This window comes from Candidatus Poriferisocius sp. (assembly GCF_965214065.1).
Classification (GTDB): domain Bacteria; phylum Actinomycetota; class Acidimicrobiia; order Acidimicrobiales; family Bin134; genus Poriferisocius.
This window is the reverse complement of the sequence record NZ_CBDCAT010000027.1, coordinates 311160-327090: the sequence shown is the minus strand read 5'-3', so window position 1 is coordinate 327090 and position 15931 is coordinate 311160. Positions and strand designations below refer to the sequence as shown.

The 15931-nt window shown below is 65.9% G+C and carries 15 protein-coding genes; 5 read left to right on the top strand and 10 right to left on the bottom strand.

All coding sequences use genetic code 11. The features are described from left to right. Position 1 precedes the first annotated feature (1 nt). The gene (locus ACOOGG_RS07790) at positions 2–1486 is read left to right on the top strand and encodes an ABC transporter substrate-binding protein (RefSeq protein ID WP_420433965.1); all 1485 of its coding nucleotides are present in this window, start codon (positions 2–4) and stop codon (positions 1484–1486) included. On the opposite strand, the gene ACOOGG_RS07785 is transcribed toward ACOOGG_RS07790, so the two are convergent. The 6 genes from ACOOGG_RS07785 to ACOOGG_RS07760 form a co-directional block, all read right to left on the bottom strand. Next, on the bottom strand, positions 1483–2682 hold the full coding sequence (locus ACOOGG_RS07785; protein ID WP_420433963.1) for a cytochrome P450: 1200 nt from the start codon (positions 2680–2682) through the stop codon (positions 1483–1485). The genes ACOOGG_RS07790 and ACOOGG_RS07785 overlap by 4 nt on opposite strands. Positions 2683–2696: 14 nt before the next feature. After that, positions 2697–3485, bottom strand: a complete 789-nt coding sequence (locus tag ACOOGG_RS07780; protein WP_420433961.1) for an ABC transporter ATP-binding protein — start codon at positions 3483–3485, stop codon at positions 2697–2699. After that, a complete protein-coding gene (locus ACOOGG_RS07775; RefSeq protein WP_420433959.1) occupies positions 3482–4252 on the bottom strand; it encodes an ABC transporter ATP-binding protein in 771 nt (256 codons plus the stop codon). Before ACOOGG_RS07775 ends, ACOOGG_RS07780 begins: the two co-directional genes overlap by 4 nt. Beyond that, entirely contained in the window at positions 4249–6315 is a 2067-nt protein-coding gene (locus ACOOGG_RS07770) for an ABC transporter permease (protein ID WP_420433957.1), read from the bottom strand. The genes ACOOGG_RS07775 and ACOOGG_RS07770 overlap by 4 nt, the downstream gene beginning before the upstream one ends. 31 nt (positions 6316–6346) lie before the next feature. Then, the gene (locus ACOOGG_RS07765) at positions 6347–7867 is read right to left on the bottom strand and encodes an ABC transporter substrate-binding protein (RefSeq protein WP_420433955.1); all 1521 of its coding nucleotides are present in this window, start codon (positions 7865–7867) and stop codon (positions 6347–6349) included. Positions 7868–7943: 76 nt separating this feature from the next. Beyond that, the gene (locus ACOOGG_RS07760; RefSeq protein WP_420433953.1) at positions 7944–8771 is read right to left on the bottom strand and encodes an enoyl-CoA hydratase-related protein; all 828 of its coding nucleotides are present in this window, start codon (positions 8769–8771) and stop codon (positions 7944–7946) included. On the opposite strand from ACOOGG_RS07760, the gene ACOOGG_RS07755 reads away from it, so the two are divergent. After that, positions 8770–9672, top strand: coding sequence for an alpha/beta fold hydrolase (locus ACOOGG_RS07755; RefSeq protein ID WP_420433951.1), 903 nt, complete (start codon positions 8770–8772; stop codon positions 9670–9672). The genes ACOOGG_RS07760 and ACOOGG_RS07755 overlap by 2 nt on opposite strands. Before the next feature lie 28 nt (positions 9673–9700). On the opposite strand, the gene ACOOGG_RS07750 is transcribed toward ACOOGG_RS07755, so the two are convergent. Genes ACOOGG_RS07750 through ACOOGG_RS07740 form a run of 3 tightly spaced genes read right to left on the bottom strand, consistent with a single transcriptional unit; the run spans position 9701 to position 12308 of the window. Then, positions 9701–10942, bottom strand: coding sequence for a CaiB/BaiF CoA transferase family protein (locus ACOOGG_RS07750; protein WP_420433949.1), 1242 nt, complete (start codon positions 10940–10942; stop codon positions 9701–9703). Further along, positions 10939–12108, bottom strand: a complete 1170-nt coding sequence (locus ACOOGG_RS07745) for a cytochrome P450 (RefSeq protein ID WP_420433947.1) — start codon at positions 12106–12108, stop codon at positions 10939–10941. Before ACOOGG_RS07745 ends, ACOOGG_RS07750 begins: the two co-directional genes overlap by 4 nt. Beyond that, positions 12108–12308 carry a ferredoxin gene (locus ACOOGG_RS07740; RefSeq protein WP_420433945.1) on the bottom strand — a complete coding sequence of 67 codons (201 nt, stop codon included), beginning with the start codon at positions 12306–12308 and terminating at the stop codon, positions 12108–12110. The genes ACOOGG_RS07745 and ACOOGG_RS07740 overlap by 1 nt, the downstream gene beginning before the upstream one ends. 72 nt (positions 12309–12380) lie before the next feature. On the opposite strand from ACOOGG_RS07740, the gene ACOOGG_RS07735 reads away from it, so the two are divergent. Further along, positions 12381–12710 carry a hypothetical protein gene (locus ACOOGG_RS07735; RefSeq protein ID WP_420433943.1) on the top strand — a complete coding sequence of 110 codons (330 nt, stop codon included), beginning with the start codon at positions 12381–12383 and terminating at the stop codon, positions 12708–12710. Positions 12711–12744: 34 nt separating this feature from the next. Then, a complete protein-coding gene (locus ACOOGG_RS07730) occupies positions 12745–13149 on the top strand; it encodes a YbaN family protein (RefSeq protein WP_420433941.1) in 405 nt (134 codons plus the stop codon). Positions 13150–13279: 130 nt separating this feature from the next. Here ACOOGG_RS07730 and ACOOGG_RS07725 read toward each other — a convergent pair whose 3' ends face one another. Then, positions 13280–14587: an acyl-CoA dehydrogenase family protein gene (locus ACOOGG_RS07725; protein WP_420433939.1), complete on the bottom strand. Its 1308-nt coding sequence runs from the start codon at positions 14585–14587 to the stop codon at positions 13280–13282. Between the two features lie 42 nt (positions 14588–14629). Between ACOOGG_RS07725 and ACOOGG_RS07720 the strand changes: the two genes are divergently transcribed. Then, positions 14630–15913 carry a cytochrome P450 gene (locus ACOOGG_RS07720; protein ID WP_420433937.1) on the top strand — a complete coding sequence of 428 codons (1284 nt, stop codon included), beginning with the start codon at positions 14630–14632 and terminating at the stop codon, positions 15911–15913. Positions 15914–15931: the final 18 nt, after the last annotated feature.

Here is a 15931-nt window from a genome sequence, read left to right as displayed (position 1 = left end):
CATGTCCAAGTCTTGGCGAATCTTGATCGCCCTCGTGGCGGTGTTCGCGCTGGTGGCCAGCGCTTGCGGTAACGACGACGATGATGCGCCGGTGTCCGAGCCGGCACCGACTGCTCCTGCCGAGGCACCCGATGAGCCAGCCCCCGAGCCCGACGGCGACGATGAGCCCGAGCCCGAAGACGACGATGATGCCGACTCCGCCCCAGCCCCTGAGCCCGAGGCCAGCGATGAGCCTGAGCCCTCCCCCGAAGAGCCTTCCGATCTCAGCATCGTGGAGCTAGGGGGCGGTGCGGTGATCGACATCTCTGCGTGCCCGAGTGAATGGGACAACCAATCCGGGGTGACCGACACCGAGATCCGCTTTGGCAGCAGCCTGCCCCGGTCGGGTGCGTTGGCCGGTTTCGGCACCATTGCCGACGGCATCGGGCTCTACTTCGACGCGGTCGGACCCATCGATGGTCGCAACGTGGTGATGGTGGCCCGAGACGACGGCTATGTGCCAGCCCGCACGGTGACCAACGTGGAGGAGATGATCGACGTCGAGAACCTGCTGGGGTTTGCCGGGATTCTGGGCAGCCCCAACAACCTGGCGGTGCGCGACACACTCAATGAGAACTGCATACCGCAGCTCTTCAACCTGACCGGGCTGCCCGAATGGGGCGACCCCGCCAACTATCCGTGGACCACCGGCGCGCTGATGTCGTATGAGACCGAGTCGCGGGTGTGGTGCCAGCACATAGCCGACGAAATCGGCTCGGGTGCCACAGCCGCCGTGTTGGCGCTGGGCAACGACGCCGGCGAAGCGTGGCGAGTGGCCTTCAACGAATGCGCCCCTGAACACGGCATCGAGATATTGGACGAGATCAAGCACGACCCGCAGGCCGACTCGGTTGGCGCCGATGTGATCAACCTGGCGGCCAGCAACGCGGACGTCATCGTGATCGCCTCTTCGGGGGCGTTCTGCCCGCAGGCAGTGGCCACGGTGGCCAGCGTGGCGTGGGAGCCGATGATGCTGGTGTCCAACGGGTGCCAGAGCATTGCCCTGTTCTGGGCGCCGATTGGGCCGCTGGCCAACGGGGTCCGGATGGTGAACACCCAAAAGGACGTGTCTGACTCTTCGTTGGCCGACGACGAGTGGGTGCAGTTCGTGCGCGAGACGCTGGAGGACCAGGGGGTAGATCCCGAAGCCGCCTCCCACGCCTTGGGCTACGTCTTCGGCGAGGTGCTGCATGAGGTTCTTCTGGACGCGGCCGGCATGGACGGCGGCATCAACCGCACCAACGTGATGCGGGCCATGTGGCAGATGAACTTCGATTCCCGGGGTGCGCTGGGCAATTCCCCGCGGCGCATGGACGGGGCCAACGACTCCTACATGGTGGAAGCCGGACGGATGGAAGAGCTAGTGGTAGATGCCGACGGCGCCCGCTACGTACCAGTGAGCGACGTGCTCTCCTTCGAAGGCGAGACCGGCACGTTCGGCGGTTAGGAAACGGTGATCGGAACCGAGGAGTAGCCGGCCACGTTGGACATCTGCACCCGGCGCAGGCCGGATTCTTGCACCTCGAAGGCGGGCCAGCGGCGGGCGATCTCCTCGATGGCCACCCGGCTCTCCAGGCGGGCCAGGGCCGCGCCCAGACACACGTGCAGGCCGTGGCCCAGCCCGACAGCGAGGCCGGGCTCGCGGGAGATGTCGAACTTGTCGGGATCGTCGTAGCGGCGGGGGTCGCGGTTGGCCGCCCCGGTTATCAAGAACACTGGCTTGTCCTTGGGGATGGTCACCCCGTGCCAGGTTGAGTCGACCACCGAGTAGCGGCCCTGGTACTGCGAGGGGGCCCAGTAGCGGAGGACCTCCTCCACGGCGTTGGCGATGACGGTGGGATCGTCGAGCACCTTGGCCCACTGGTCGGGGTTGCGGTGGAACAGCACCACGGCGTTGCCCACCAGCTTGGTGACGGTCTCAGAGCCGGCCGCAGCCAAAAGCGTGCCGAATCCGGCGATCTCGGCATCGTCTAGTTGGGTGAGATCGCCGTCCTCGGTCTCCACCTCGGCCTCGATCAGCGCAGAGAGCATGTCGTTTGCCGGCTCTTCGCGCTTTTGCTGGGAGAGCTGGAACAGGTACATACCCTGGGCCATACCCGCTTCGGCGGCGGCCGCGCCGCTCATGGCCGAACCCTCCTCGCGGTGGAGCATGGCGTCGGTCCAGTGCCTAATCTGCTGGCGGTCTTCGGGGGGCACGCCCAAGATGGTGGAGATGATCTCGACGGGGAACGGGGCGGCGAACTCCTCGAGGATATCGACCTGGCGGCGGCCCATGAGCGGGTCGAGGTAGCCGCTGATGATCTCCCGCACCAGCGATTCATAGTCGCCGATGGAGCGGGGGGTGAACGAGCGGGACACCAGCTTGCGATATCGGGTGTGCTCGGGCGGGTCCATGGAGATGATGGAGCCCATGTCCGACGGCTTGCCCGAGGCCAGCTGCTCGTAGGTCTGGCCGTGGGTGGAGGTGAAAGTTTCGTAGTCGCGGTGGCCGGCCACCACGTCGTCGAACCGGCTCAGGGCGTAGAAATCGTACTGCTCGCTGTAATAGCAGGGGGCGTGATCCCGCAGGTCGGCGTATGTGTGGTAGGGATCGTCGAAGAAGTCCCGGCTGAACGGATCGAACTCAACGGCAGCGGCGTCCATGTCCCCAGTATTGACTACTGGCCGCCGGTGTCAAACAGGGATGCGCCTACGGCTTGGGCGGCATCGGATGCGGGGCCCTGCCAGGAGACGGCGCCGTGGTCTAGGAGTATGGCCCGGTCGCACAGGGCTAGGGCATGGCCCATGTGCTGCTCGACTATGAGCAGGGCGGTGCCGGCGTCGCGGATGCGGGCCAGCACGGCGTAGACCTCGTCGGTGACGATGGGGGCCAATCCGAGGGAGAGCTCGTCGGCGATGAGCAGGCGGGGGGTCTCCACCAGCACTCTGGCCATGGCCAGCATGCGCTGCTCGCCGCCCGACAGAGTGCCGGCGATCTGGCGGCGGCGCTGGGCGATGGGGGGGAACAGCTCGAAGGCTCGGGCCAAAGCGTCGCGCACCCCAGAGCGGTCGCGGGTGCGGGAGAAGGCCAGGGTGAGGTTCTCCTCCACCGAGAAGTCGGAGAAAACGGCCCGGCCCTCGGGCACGTGCACCACCCCGGCCTTGGCGTAGTGGTGGGTCCGAGCCTTGGTGAAGTCGTTGCCGTCGACCATGACCTCGCCCTCGGTGGGCTCAACCAGGCCGCTGGCCACCCGGGCCACGGTGGTCTTGCCCGCGCCGTTACGGCCCAAAAGGGCCACCGTCTCGCCCTCGCCCACCGACAGCGACACGTCGAACAGGGCTCGGAACGGCCCGTAGGCGGCGTTGATGTGACGGAGCTCCAGCACGGGGATCTGTAGCGGGGCGGGGGCGGCCGCGATGGCGGCGCCAGGGATCGGGCCAGCGGTGGGCTCAACAGCGTCAGTCATGGCGTGCCTGCTACGAAATCGCCCAAGTAGGCGGTCCTCACCTCGGGATCGCGCATCACATCGGGGGTGAGGCCGTGGGTGATGAGCTTGCCGAAGTCCAGGACGTAGGTGCGCTCGGTGAATGAGGCCACCAGCTCTACGTCGTGCTCCACCAGCAAAAGGCCAAATCCCTGTTCAGCCTGGATGCGGGCCAAGGTGTCGGCCAAGGCGTTGGTTTCGGCCCGGTCGAGGCCCGAGGAGGGCTCATCCAACAGCACCACCCGGGGCTGGGTCATGAGCGCCCGGGCCACCTCCACCAACCGGCTCTGGCCCAGGCTGAGCGCTTCGATGGGCTCGTCGCCCGTGCCGCTCAACCCGAGGCTCTCCAGCAGAGCGTCGCAGCGCTCGATCTCGGCGGGTTTGGGAAGGCCCAGGCCGAGAACGTCTTTCCACAATGCGCCGGTGCCGCTGCGGATGCGGTGGGCGAACAGCAGGTGGTCGCGCACCGACGACCCGCTGAACAGCTCCACCCGCTGGAAGGTGCGGCCGATACCCAGGCGGGCCCGGCGGTAGACCGGCAGGCGGGTGATGTCCGCGCCGTCGAAGCTCACCGAGCCGGCGTCGGGGCGCAGCAGGCCCAAAAGGCAGTTGAACAAGGTGGTCTTGCCCGCACCGTTGGGGCCGATCAGCCCCACCCGCTCGCCCGCGTTGAGAGCGACGCGCACGTCGTCGACCGCGGTGATGCCCGCGAACCGCTTGGTGACGCCCTCGGCAACCAGCAGGCTCATGGCTCGTCCCCCGCGTCGGTCCAAGCCTCGTTTCCAGTATCGGCCGCTGGCCCGGCGCCGGTCGCGGCCACGGCCGGTGCCCGTCGGCCGAAGGAGCGCTGCATCAAGACCTGTGAGCGGCGCTTGCCGTGCTCCAAGAGGCCCTCGGGATGGCGGGCGAAGGAGATGGCAGCGAAGCCGAACAAAACGAATCGCCAGGCCCCGTCGAGTCCGAACCAGCGGTGAAGCACCAGCTCGGGAAAGATCACGAAGGCCACCCCAGCCTGGATGCCGCCCTCTACGGTGCGGGCACCCAGCACCACCACTATGACCAGCCAGAACAGGCCAGTCTGGGGATCGAAGTTGGCCTCGTATCCCACAAGGCGCTCCTCCATGGCCAACAGCCCACCCCCGATGGCAGCGATGGCGGCCGACACCGAGAACACGATGACCCGGGAGCGCCAGGAAATGATCCCGATGGACTCGGCTGCGGTCTCCGAGCCCCGCAGCGCCCGCAGGGCCATGCCGGTGCTGCTTTCGCGGATGAGAATCACCAGCACTCCCACCAGCACCAGGATGGCGATGCACAAGATGAGGAAGTTCTCCCGGCTGGAGAAGTCGACGCCGAAGAACTCGGGCCGGGGCACGTTGCGGCCGTGGAACAACGAGCCGCCCACCCAGCTGTACTTCACCAATACGTCGTGGAAGAAGAGCGCGAAGGCCAAGGTGGCGATGGCTAGCCAGATGCCGCCCAGGCGCATTACCGGAATGCTGAGCACCGCGCCCACCGCGGCGGCGATGGCCGCGCCCGCCACCATGCCAACTATCACCGAGATGTCCCATCGCTGGGCGAACTGCATGGCCCCGAACGCGCCGATGGCCGCGAAGGTCACCTGGCACAGCGCGATCTGGCCGCCGAGGCCGGTGAACACCACGATGGACAAGAAAATGATGGAGAAGATCACCGATTGGGTGATGCGGGAGATCCAGAAGTTGTTGGCGTAGCCGAAGGTGAAGATGCCCAGCGCGGTGAAAAAGGCCAGAGCCATGATCCGGGTGTAGATGGTCATGCCCCGGCTGCGGCTGGTGGCGGCCAGCGCGGGCGGTGGCGGGGACACCCCCAAAAGCGGGTCGGCCCCGGCCACCTGACGGCGGATGGCGGGCCAGAACACGATGATGGCGAACAGCATCACGTAGGGCAGCGCGGGGCCCTGCAACTCGGCCAAGATGACGTTGTCTCGGGGCACGTGGGTGCGCATCTGGGTTGTGACGACCCCCAGCGCTAGTCCGCCGTACAGGGCGGCGGGCAGGTTGACCAGCCGGCCCAGCGCGGCCGCGGCCAGCGCGGAGATCACGATAGGGAAGTAGCCGGTTGGTTCGAGCACCGTGCCCAGCGACGGGGTTGTGGGTACCAACAGCACCCCGGCCAGGCCAGCGAAGAGGCTGGACAGCATCCACGAACCCGACGACACCCAGTCAGCGTTGACCCCGTTGAGTTCGGTCATGCGGGGGCTCTGCACCACCGCCCGGATGCGCAGGCCAAAGCGGGTGTAGCGGAACAGGGCGGCTAGGGCCACAGCGGCGGCCACCACGATGACGAACGCGGCGATCTCGTCGCGGGTGACGGGATATCGGCCGAACAGCCGGTAGACGGTGGTGCCGTCGGGGATGATGCCCACCGCGCCAAAAGGCTGCTCGCGGTTGTAGTCGACGATGAGCTTGAACAGCTCGGGCAGGGCGACGAGCAGGCCGAGCGAGATGACCAGCTTGGACACCGCGGAGGCGGCATGGACGTGGCGGAATATCAACCGCTCCAAGAGCAGGCCAAGCGCCGGGGCGACCAGCACCACCGCCACCAGCACCGACGCCCAGATGGGCCAGTCGCGCCGTACGTGGAGCTCGAAGTAGGTGGCGGCGCTGATGAAGGCCTGGGCCCCAAAGGCCAGATTGAACACCCCGGATGTCTTGTAGGTGAGCACGAAGCTCATGGCCACCAAGGCGAAGCCCGCGCCGATGGGTAGGCCCTGGAAGAAAGCCCGGATGGTCTCTTCCAGGACCCCGGCGGCGAAGACGCTGGCGGTCATGGTCGGCCCAGCCTCCGCTCAGCAGACCGTGTCAGTTCACAAACGAGAGGGCTTCGGGGTCGTGCCAGTCTTCCCGGACAACCTCCCAGCACACCCAAGGCTCGCCGGGCTCGCCGGTCCACTGGACGAAGGCACCGTCTTGCACCTGCACGCCGTTCACGCAGCGGTATTCGTAGTCGGCGTCGATGTTGTCGTTGGGCAGAGGGATCTGGCGGTTCCAGTCGATGGGATTGGTGAGCCCGTCGTGGCTGTAGTCCTCGAACGAGCGCACCGCCTCCATCAAAGAGGCCCGATCGAATTCGGGGCCCGCAGCCAAAAGCCCGTCGTAGAACAGGTGGGCGTTGAGCCAGCCGACGATGGTCTGCTCTTCGAGCTTGAGGCCCTCGGTGTACTCGAAGAACCGCCTTTGCAGCTCGCTGTCGATTTCGGCCTCGAACGGCACGAACTGGACGAAGACCAAGTCGCCCTCGAACAAGTCGGCATTGGCGGCGACGAACTCATGGTTGTAGGTGTTGGGGTGATACATGGTGACTTGGTCGCGGTAGTCCTGCTTGACCAGCTCTTGGGCGATGGTGCGCATGCCGTTGAGATCGAGGCAGGTGAAGATGAAGTCGACGCCGTTGTCCTTCATCTCCGAGACTTGGGGGGCGACGCCGCCAGCCAGCCCGAACTCGATGGAGGTGTCGAAGAACTCCACCGTCATGCCGCCGGCCTCGGCGCTGTAGTGCTCGATGGAGTCGCGGGTGCCCTCGGCGCAGATCTTGGAGTTCTCGCTGTTGCCGTAGCCGAAGATTCCGACCTTGGTGGCGCCCACCTGGGTGGCGACCCAGGGGAACAGTTGGTGGATGCAGCCGATGCAGCTGGGGGCGATGTTGCCGACGATGTTCCATCGATCGGCGAACTCGTTGTGGATGTTCCAACCGAACACCGGCACGCCGGCGTCATTGAGGGTGTCGGCCCCGAAGAACAGCAGGGTGGCCACGAAGGCGGCCAGCGAGTCGTCTTCTTCCACCATGGCCAGCGATTCGGCTTGGTTCGAGAACAGCTGGTCGTCGCGCTTGTTGGCCAGCACCAGCTCGCGTCCGTAGATGCCGCCGGTGTCGTTGATGTAGTTGAAGTAGGCCTCGATGCCGTCGTTGTAGGCGGCGATGTTGGTGCCCAGCATGTTGTTGCTGATGGTGACGATGGAGGTGACCTTGATCTCGTTGTCGTTCACTCCGGGCACACCAGAGATGGGCACGAAAGTGTGGCGGTGCTCGGGCTCCTTGGGCTCGGGCTCAGCTTCGGGCTCGCCATCGGGGGCGGGCTCGTCGTCGCCAGCTTCCTCGGGCGCGAGGGCGGGCTCGTCGTCGGCCTCTTCCGGCACGGGCGCAGGCTCGGGTTCAGCTTCGGGCGCGGGGGCGGGCTCGTCGTCGGTCTCTTCGGGAGCGGCGGGAGCGGTGATGGGCGCCGGGGCGCCGCCCTCGTCGTCGTTTCCCGCATTGCCACAGGCGCTGGCCACCAGGGTAAGGGCGGCGAGAATCAGCGCCAGTTTCCAAAAGCGAGCAGCCATCAAGGATTCCCCCCTCGTGATTGTCCCCGTCAAACTAGCCCAACTAGCTCGCTCCCAGGTAAAGGGTCGGAGAAGCTCAGTGGCTGGTGCGGTAGTCGCCGAACTTGGAGTCGCGCTCGGAAAGCGTGGTGGTGAGGCCCTTCTTTTGGATCGAGCCCACGAAATCGGCCATGGCTTGGGTGTGGGTGCCCAGCGCGCACAGCTCGGTGCCGGCCCGGATGCCGGCCCGCATGCCCATGTGCTCCATCTGGCGGTGGACCACCCGCTTGTTCATCTGAAGCAGCTCGGTGGGCACCTGGGAGATGCGCTCGGCGATGTCGAGCACGGCGTCGGCCAGCTCGTCTTCGGGGTAGGCGGCGTTGGCCCAGCCCTTCTCCACCGCCTCGATGCCAGACACATAGTCGCCGGTGAGCATCATCTCCATGGCCTTGCGCATGCCCATGAACCAGGAGTGGAAGTGCATGTCGGGCACGCCGAAGCGGACGGCGGGGTAGCCCATTTTGGCGTCCTCGGCCATGTAGACCAGATCGCAGCCGGTGGCCAGCTCGCTGCCCCCGGCCAGGCAGTAGCCGTGGACCTGGGCGATGACCGGCTTGGCCAGATCCCAGATACTCATCCAGCCCTCGGTGACGTGGCGGGGCCACTGGCCCTCGCCGCCGGGGGTGTAGAACGGCAGCTCATAGCCCTCGTTGCCCCCGCTCAGGTCGTAGCCGGCGGAGAACGAGGGGCCGGCGCCGCAGACGATGCTGACCTTGACATCGTCGTCTTGGTCGGCCTCGGCCAGCGCATCGAGAACAGCTCCCCGCAGCGGGTGGATGAGGCTGTTGCGCTTCTCGGGGCGGTTCATGGTGATGCGCCGGACGTGAGGCCGGGGATTGTCGATCAAGACGATGTTGTCGTTCATGGCCGCCAACCGTAACCTGCGGGCCGATGTGCGGACCCACCCCAACGGCCCAGGTTTTTCGGCCATGAGCGGCCCGATGCTGATTGACTCATCCAAGGGGGCGCGGGTGGCGATGCACGACTTGGGGGGCGACGGGCCATCGGTGCTGTTGACCCATGCCAACGGGTTTTGCGGGCGGATGTGGCAGGCGGCGGCACGCGACCTAAGGCCGGTGGCCCACTGCTGGGCGTTGGATTTCCGAGGCCACGGCGACAGCGAGTCGGCCCCGGATGAGGGCTACGAATGGGACGGGTTTGCCGACGATGTGCTGGCCGCAGTGGACGCGATTTATCCGACGCCCCGGCTGGCAGCGGGCCACTCTTTGGGCGGGGCATCCATCTTGAAGGCCGAGCTGGCCCGGCCGGGGACCTTCGACCGGGCCTGGGTGTATGAGCCGGTGACCATTCCGGCATACTCCCTCCCTCGTGAGGGGGTGAAGGCGCTGGGAGACATAGCCCGAATGCGCAAGGAGTTCTTCGTCTCGCGCCAGGCGGCTTATGAGCGGTATTCGAGCCGGCTTCCTTTCAACTTGTTGGACCCCGAGGTGCTGTGGGCCTACCTGGACCACGGATTTCTGGAGTTGGCCGACGGCACGGTGACCATGAAGTGCCCACGGGAGGTGGAGGCCACCATCTTCGAGAACCCCGACCGATCGGCCTTTGACCGGCTGGGCGAAATTGCCGCTGCCGTAACGGTGGCGACCGGCACCGACACCGATCCCCCCGCCATGGTGGCCCCCCAAATCGCCGATGCGCTGCCCAACGCCACCCTGGAAACCTTCGAAGACCTCACCCACTTCGGCCCCATTCAGGACCCGCCCCGCATCGCCGCCTCTATCGCCACCGCCTTGTTCGGCGACTGAACCCGCCCGCTGAGGCAGGCGTTAGGGGCTAGAGGATGGCGCCGGCTTCTTTCATGGCGGCTATGTCGTCCCATGCGATGCCGGCTTCTAGGAGGAGGCTTTCGGTGTGCTCGCCGTGTTCGGGGGCGCGGTCTACGGTTACCGGCTGCTCGTTGAACATGGCGGGGTTGGCCACGAGCTGCACCTCTTGGCCGTTGCCGGTGGTCATGGCGGGGAGATAGCCGTTGGCGACGACCTGGGGGTCTTCGTAGAGCTCGCCCAGGGTCTGGAACGGGACCCACACGCCTTTGAAGTCGGCCAGGGCCTCTTTCCAGTGCGACAGGGGCTGGGCTTCGAACACGTCGTCGAGGATGGCGATGCAGGCCTCGTTGTTCTCGGCCCGGGCGGCCATGTCGACGAATCGGGGGTCGGTGGCCAGCTCGGGGCGGCCGATGCACTCGCAGAGCTGGGCCCAGTGCTTGTCGGCTTGGAGCAGGATGAAGCTGAGGTAGCGGTCGTCGGAGGTGCGGTAGGCGTTCACCACGGGGTTGACCATCTTGGTGCGGTCGCCGGTGGGGAGCCGGTCCATTCCGAAGAGCTTGGCCGCGATGACGAGGGGCGAGAGCTGCCACATGGCGGTGGCCAGAAGCGATACGTCGATGACCGAGGGCTCGCCGGTGGCGGACCGCTGGTAGAGGGCCGCGGCGATGGCGCCAGCGGTGGCCATGCCGCCCATGACATCGCCGAAGGCGGGGGCGGGCTGGCTCATGGGCCAGCCGTCGGGGCGGGCCGGCAGGGTGGCGCCCATGCCGCCCCGGGCCCAGAAGGAGGCGCCGTCGTATCCGCCCTTTTCGGCGTCGGGGCCGTGGGGCCCCTGGCCGGAGCCCCGGGCGATGATGATCTGGGGGTTGCGCTCCCGCAGGTCGTCGGTGTCGATGCGGAGCTTGCGGCGCACTGGGGGCATGTAGTTGGTGAGGAACACATCGGCGGTCTCCACCAGCTTGAGCAGCATCTCCCGCCCGTCGGGGTGGGCCAAGTTCAGCCCGACGGAGCGCTTGCCCCGGTTGGGCTGTTCGATCATGAAGTTGACCCCACCCGCGCCGCCGGGCACGAGTCCCGAGGTGATGAGGCCCCGCTGGGGGTCGCCGGTGACCGGGTGCTCGACTTTGATGACGTCGGCGCCCCAGTCGACCAGCACCGAGCCGCCGGAGGGGATGAACATCCAGCTGGCGACCTCGACCACCCTGATGCCCTCGAGGGGGCGGCTGGGCGGGGCTTCGCGGTCGCTCACCAGACCAGTTCCAGGTTGTCGATCTGGCGGATGCCCTGGCTGAACCTCGGCTCGATTCCCTCGGCTAGGCGGTAGTCGGGCACACGGGCGTGCCATTCCTCCAGAGCGACCCGCAGCTCCATGCGGGCCAGATGGGAGCCTAGGCAGCGGTGGACGCCGGCGCCGAAGGCGATGTGCTTTTTGGACTCCCGGCCGAAGTTCACTTCGTCGGGGTTATCCCAGGTCCGCTCGTCGGTGTTGGCCGAGCCGATCAAGACGTGGATGCGGGTGCCCGCCGAGATGGGGCAGCCGTTGACCTCGGTGTCGACCGCGGTGATGCGGGCTGCGCTGGCCACCGGGCTCTCATAGCGCAGCAGCTCCTCTATGGCGTGGGGGATCACCGACGGGTCGTCTACTAGCTGCTGGCGGTGACCGGGATTCTGGGCCAGGAAGGCCACCATGCACTCCAGCGAAGCCGACACGGTGTCGAGTCCGGCGATGAAGAACAGGTAGCCGATGTCGACCACGTCGTCTCGGCTGAGGGGCTGGCCTTCGACCTCAGCGTCGAGGATGGTGGACAAGAAATCGTCTTGGCGCTCGGCCATGCGGGCGTCCACCACCTCTTCGAGCACGGCGTAGATCTCCTGGCCGGTGGCATTGACCATCTCCCGGCGCTCCTCCATCGAGCGGGCCGGTGGGCGGACAATGCCGTCTTTGAGGGCTAGGAACTCCTCGACCCGGCTTACGGGCAAGCCCAGCAGCTCCAGGAAAATGGTGGACGGCATGGGCTCGGCGATTTCATGATGGAAGTTGCAGTGGCCTTCGTCGGCCACATTGTCGATCAGCTCGCGGATCAGCTCCCGCACGCGAGGCTCGTGCTTGGCCATCTGCTGGGGGGCGAACAGAGGGTCGAGTGCTTTGCGGTGCTTGCGGTGGTGGGGAGGGTCGATTTGGAGGGGCACCAGCGGGCGGGTGTTGCCGATGTCCACCGCTCCCGGATCGGAGGAGAACACCTCGGGGGTCTGAAAGGCCCGCATCACGTCTTCGTGACGACTGAGGGTGACGGCGCCAAGGCTGCTCCGACCGGACAGTTCAGTCACCGGGGCGTTGTCGCGCAGTTTCCGGTAGGTGTCGTGGGGATTTCGGGCGACCTCGGGGAGTTCGAGCGAATACTTCTTTTCGGACATCAGGTCTCCTCGGTCAGGATGATGGCGTCTTCGGGGCAGTTCATGAATGCCCGGCGAGCCTGGTCGGCCAGCTCGGCGGGCACGATGCGCTCATCGGTGGGTTGGCAGTAGCCGTTGTCGTCGGGGTCGAAAAGATCGGGCGCCAGCATGTAGCAGCGCCCGTGACCCTGGCAAAGCTCGGTGTCTACCCGAATGCGCATCAGCGGGAATCGTAGATGAATGCTCAGGTTGAGTGAGGCGGGAATTGGCACGAAGTGGGAGACTGGGCCTGAATGACTGTTGATACCGCTCCAGCGGAGGTTGATGTCCCGAGCACAGCCGAACGACGGTTCAGCCAGTCGATGGTGGTGTCGGGAATCCGGTGCCTTCTGACCTACCTGGTGCTCCCCTTCCTGCTGCCGGTGCTGGGGTTGTCCGATTCAGTGGGGCCGGCTTTGAGTGCGCCGATTGGGCTGGTGGCCATCGTGTTCAACGTGCTGAGCATCCGGCGGTTCTGGCGGGCCGACCATCGGCTGAAGTGGCCGGTGAGCACGGTGAACGTACTGGTGATCGGCCTGCTGTGCTACTTGACGGTCGGTGACTTCATCGAACTCGCCGGCTGACCCCGGCGACTCCGCTCCTTCCAGTCACTCCAAAGTGGCCAATAACCCGCTAGTGCGGGGGCTTTGGGTTGTTGGCGGGCTGGTGTGTGTGGCGGTGGGGGCCATCGGCGTGATTGTGCCCGGGCTGCCGTCGACGGTGTTCTTCATCATGGCGGCGGCCGCGTTTTCGCGGTCAAGCGAGCGTATGGAGCGGTGGGTCTTGAACCTTCCCGGTGTGGGCAAGTTGGTGGCTGACTACCGGTCGGGTTTGGGGATGCCTTGGCGGGCGAAGGTGATCGCCGGAACGATGATCGTGGTCGCGGTGGGGATCAGTACGGGTTTGCTGATCAGTTCATGGACGTGGCGGGGCATCGTGATCGGAGTCGGGATCGTCGGATTGGCCTACATCTTTGGGCGGGTGCCGACGGCAAAGCCATTGCCAAAACCAGAAGTCAGATAATTTCAGTTTATTCTGACTTATTTCAGGTATCTTAACGCTGGAGCCGGGGTGGGGTTCCTAACAGCATTCGTCCGCTCTGGCCCCACCCCGGCTTCTGATGAGAAGTGTACCGCCAGCGTTCTCTTGAGCGTTAGAGATTTGCGATTTCGTTCTCTATGCGGGATTCGATGTATTGGCGGGCGGTGGCTATTCGGGTGGGGAGGTGTTGGGAGGGGAAGAGGGCGTCGGAGGGTTTGTAGCCCTTGAGGATGGTTTTGGCGATGGTGTCTTTGTGGACCTCGGTGGGGCCGTCGGCGATGCCCATGACGGGGCCACTCATCCACATCGAGGTGAGGGGCATGAGGTTGGAGACGCCGAGAGAGCCGTGGGCGTGCATGGCCCGGTACACCACATCGATCAGCACCTTGGGGGTAGCCACCTTGACGCCGGCGATGTGCTGGCGAACCTTGGCGTAGTCGCCCTCGTTGTCGATCAGCCAGGCGGTGTGGAGCACTTGGAGGCGGAACTGCTGGATCTGGATCCACGAGTCGGCGATCCAGTGCTGGATGGACTGCTTCTCGCCGATAAGCGAGCCCTTGGTCTCCCGGGACAGCACCCGCTCACACATCATGTCGAGGGCCCGCTGGGCCACGCCCACTGAGCGCATGCCGTGGTGGACCCGGCCTCCGCCGAGGCGGGTCTGGGCGATCTTGAAACCCGAGCCCTCGTCGCCCAGCAGGTTCTCGGCCGGCACCCGCACATCGTTGAAGCGGAGGTAGGCGTGGTCGCCGTCTTCCAAGTCCTCGGTGCCGAGGCCGACGTCGGCCACCACCTCAATGCCGGGGGTGTCGGTGGGCACCAGCATCATCGACGAACCCCGATACACCGGCACATCGGGGTTGGTGATCAACATGACGATCATGAACTTGGCGTACTTGAAGTTGGAGGCGAACCACTTCTCGCCGTTGATCACCCACTCTTCGCCGTCGCGGTGGGCCGAGCAGGTGAAGTAATTGGGGTCGGATCCGCCCTGGGGTTCGGTCATGGCGTAGGTGGAGGAGATCTTGCTGTCGAGCAGGGGCTGGAGGTAGAGCTCCTTCTGCTCGTCGGTGCCGTAGTGGGCGATGATCTCGGCATTGCCGGAGTCGGGGGCCTGGCAGCCGAACACCACCTGGGCCCACAGCGCCCGGCCCAGGATCTCGTTCATCAACGCCAGCTTGACCTGGCCGTAGCCGAGGCCGCCGAGGTGGGGACCCATGTGGCAGGCCCACAGGCCCTGGTCTTGCACCTGCTTTTGCAGCGGGCGGATCAGGGCGTTGGCCGTCTCGTTGGTGCGGTCGAAGGGGTTGACCTCGCCCCGGAAATAGAGGTCGATGGGCTCGATCTCGGCGGTGACGAAGGCGTCCATCCAGTCGAGCTTCTCTTGGAACTCCGGTTCGACGGAAAAATCGATGGCCATAGGACTACCGCACTCTCTGGGATGGACTTACAGTGGCTCGATATGAAGTTCGAGATGACGCCGGGCGAGATTCTAGCGGCCGCCCGGGCCCCCGAGCCGGGCGACGAAGGGTACGACCCGTTTGACGCATTTGATCAGGCGCAGGGGGCTGACCATTCGATCGATCCCTACACGATCTACGCCGAGCTCTTGGCCCAGTGTCCGGTCCACTGGGGCAGCATGTCGGAGGTGCTGGATACCGTCAGCGTGAGCGATCTGATGGCCGGGGAGCGCAAGATCGCGAACGTGCTGTCGTACGACGGAGTGGAGGCGGCGCTGCGGGACGGGGCCACGTTTTCCTCTGCGGGCTATGCCGAGTCGATGGGCCTGGTGATGGGGCACACCATCTTGGAGATGGACGAGCCCGAGCACGGGCAGTACCGCAGGCTGCTTCAGCAGGCGTTCACCCGCCGGGAGATGGAGCGCTGGGAACACGAGATAGTGAACCCGGTGCTGAACCACTACATCGACGCCTTCGTTGATCGGGGGCGGGCCGACTTGGTACACGAGCTGATGTTCGTGTTCCCGGTACACGTGATCGCCATCGCTCTGGGGCTGCCGGAAGCCGACCTGCCGGCCTTCTACCGGCGAGCGGTGGAGATCACCAACATGGCCACCCAGATCGAGCGGGGGTTCGCAGCCTCGCAATGGCTGTACGCGTACCTGGAACCGGTAGTGGAGGACCGGCGGGCCGAGCCGCAAGAGGATCTGATCAGCCTGCTGGCCCACGCCGAGCTGGACGGGCAGCGGCTGACCAACGACGAGATCATCGCCTTTTGCCGGTTGTTGCTGCCCGCAGGGGCCGAGACCACCTACCGGGCGGCCAGCAACATGATGGTGGGGCTGCTGTCGGATCCGGCTCAGCTCGACGCCGTGCGGGCCGACCGGTCGCTGGTGACGGCGGCGGTGGAGGAGTCGTTGCGGTGGGAAGCACCGCTGACCGGGATCTCTCGCACCGCGACAGCCGATGCGGAGGTGGACGGCATCGAGATCGAGGCGGGAACAGCGGTGAACACCACTTTGGGCTCGGCCAACCACGACCCGTGCCGTTGGGAGGACCCAGAGAAGTTCGACATCTTCCGGGAGCCGAAAGCGCATCTGGCGTTCGCCACCGGGCCGCATCTGTGCCTGGGCATCCACCTGGCCCGCATGGAGATGCGAGCAGTGCTGGAATGCCTGCTCAACCGCTTGCCCGGCCTGCGCCTCGACCCCGAGGCCGAGCCGCCGGAGATAGTCGGGCTGGCCTTTCGCGCCCCTGCGGCTATTCCGGTGGTGTGGGACGCCTAATCGATTAGTCGGAGAACG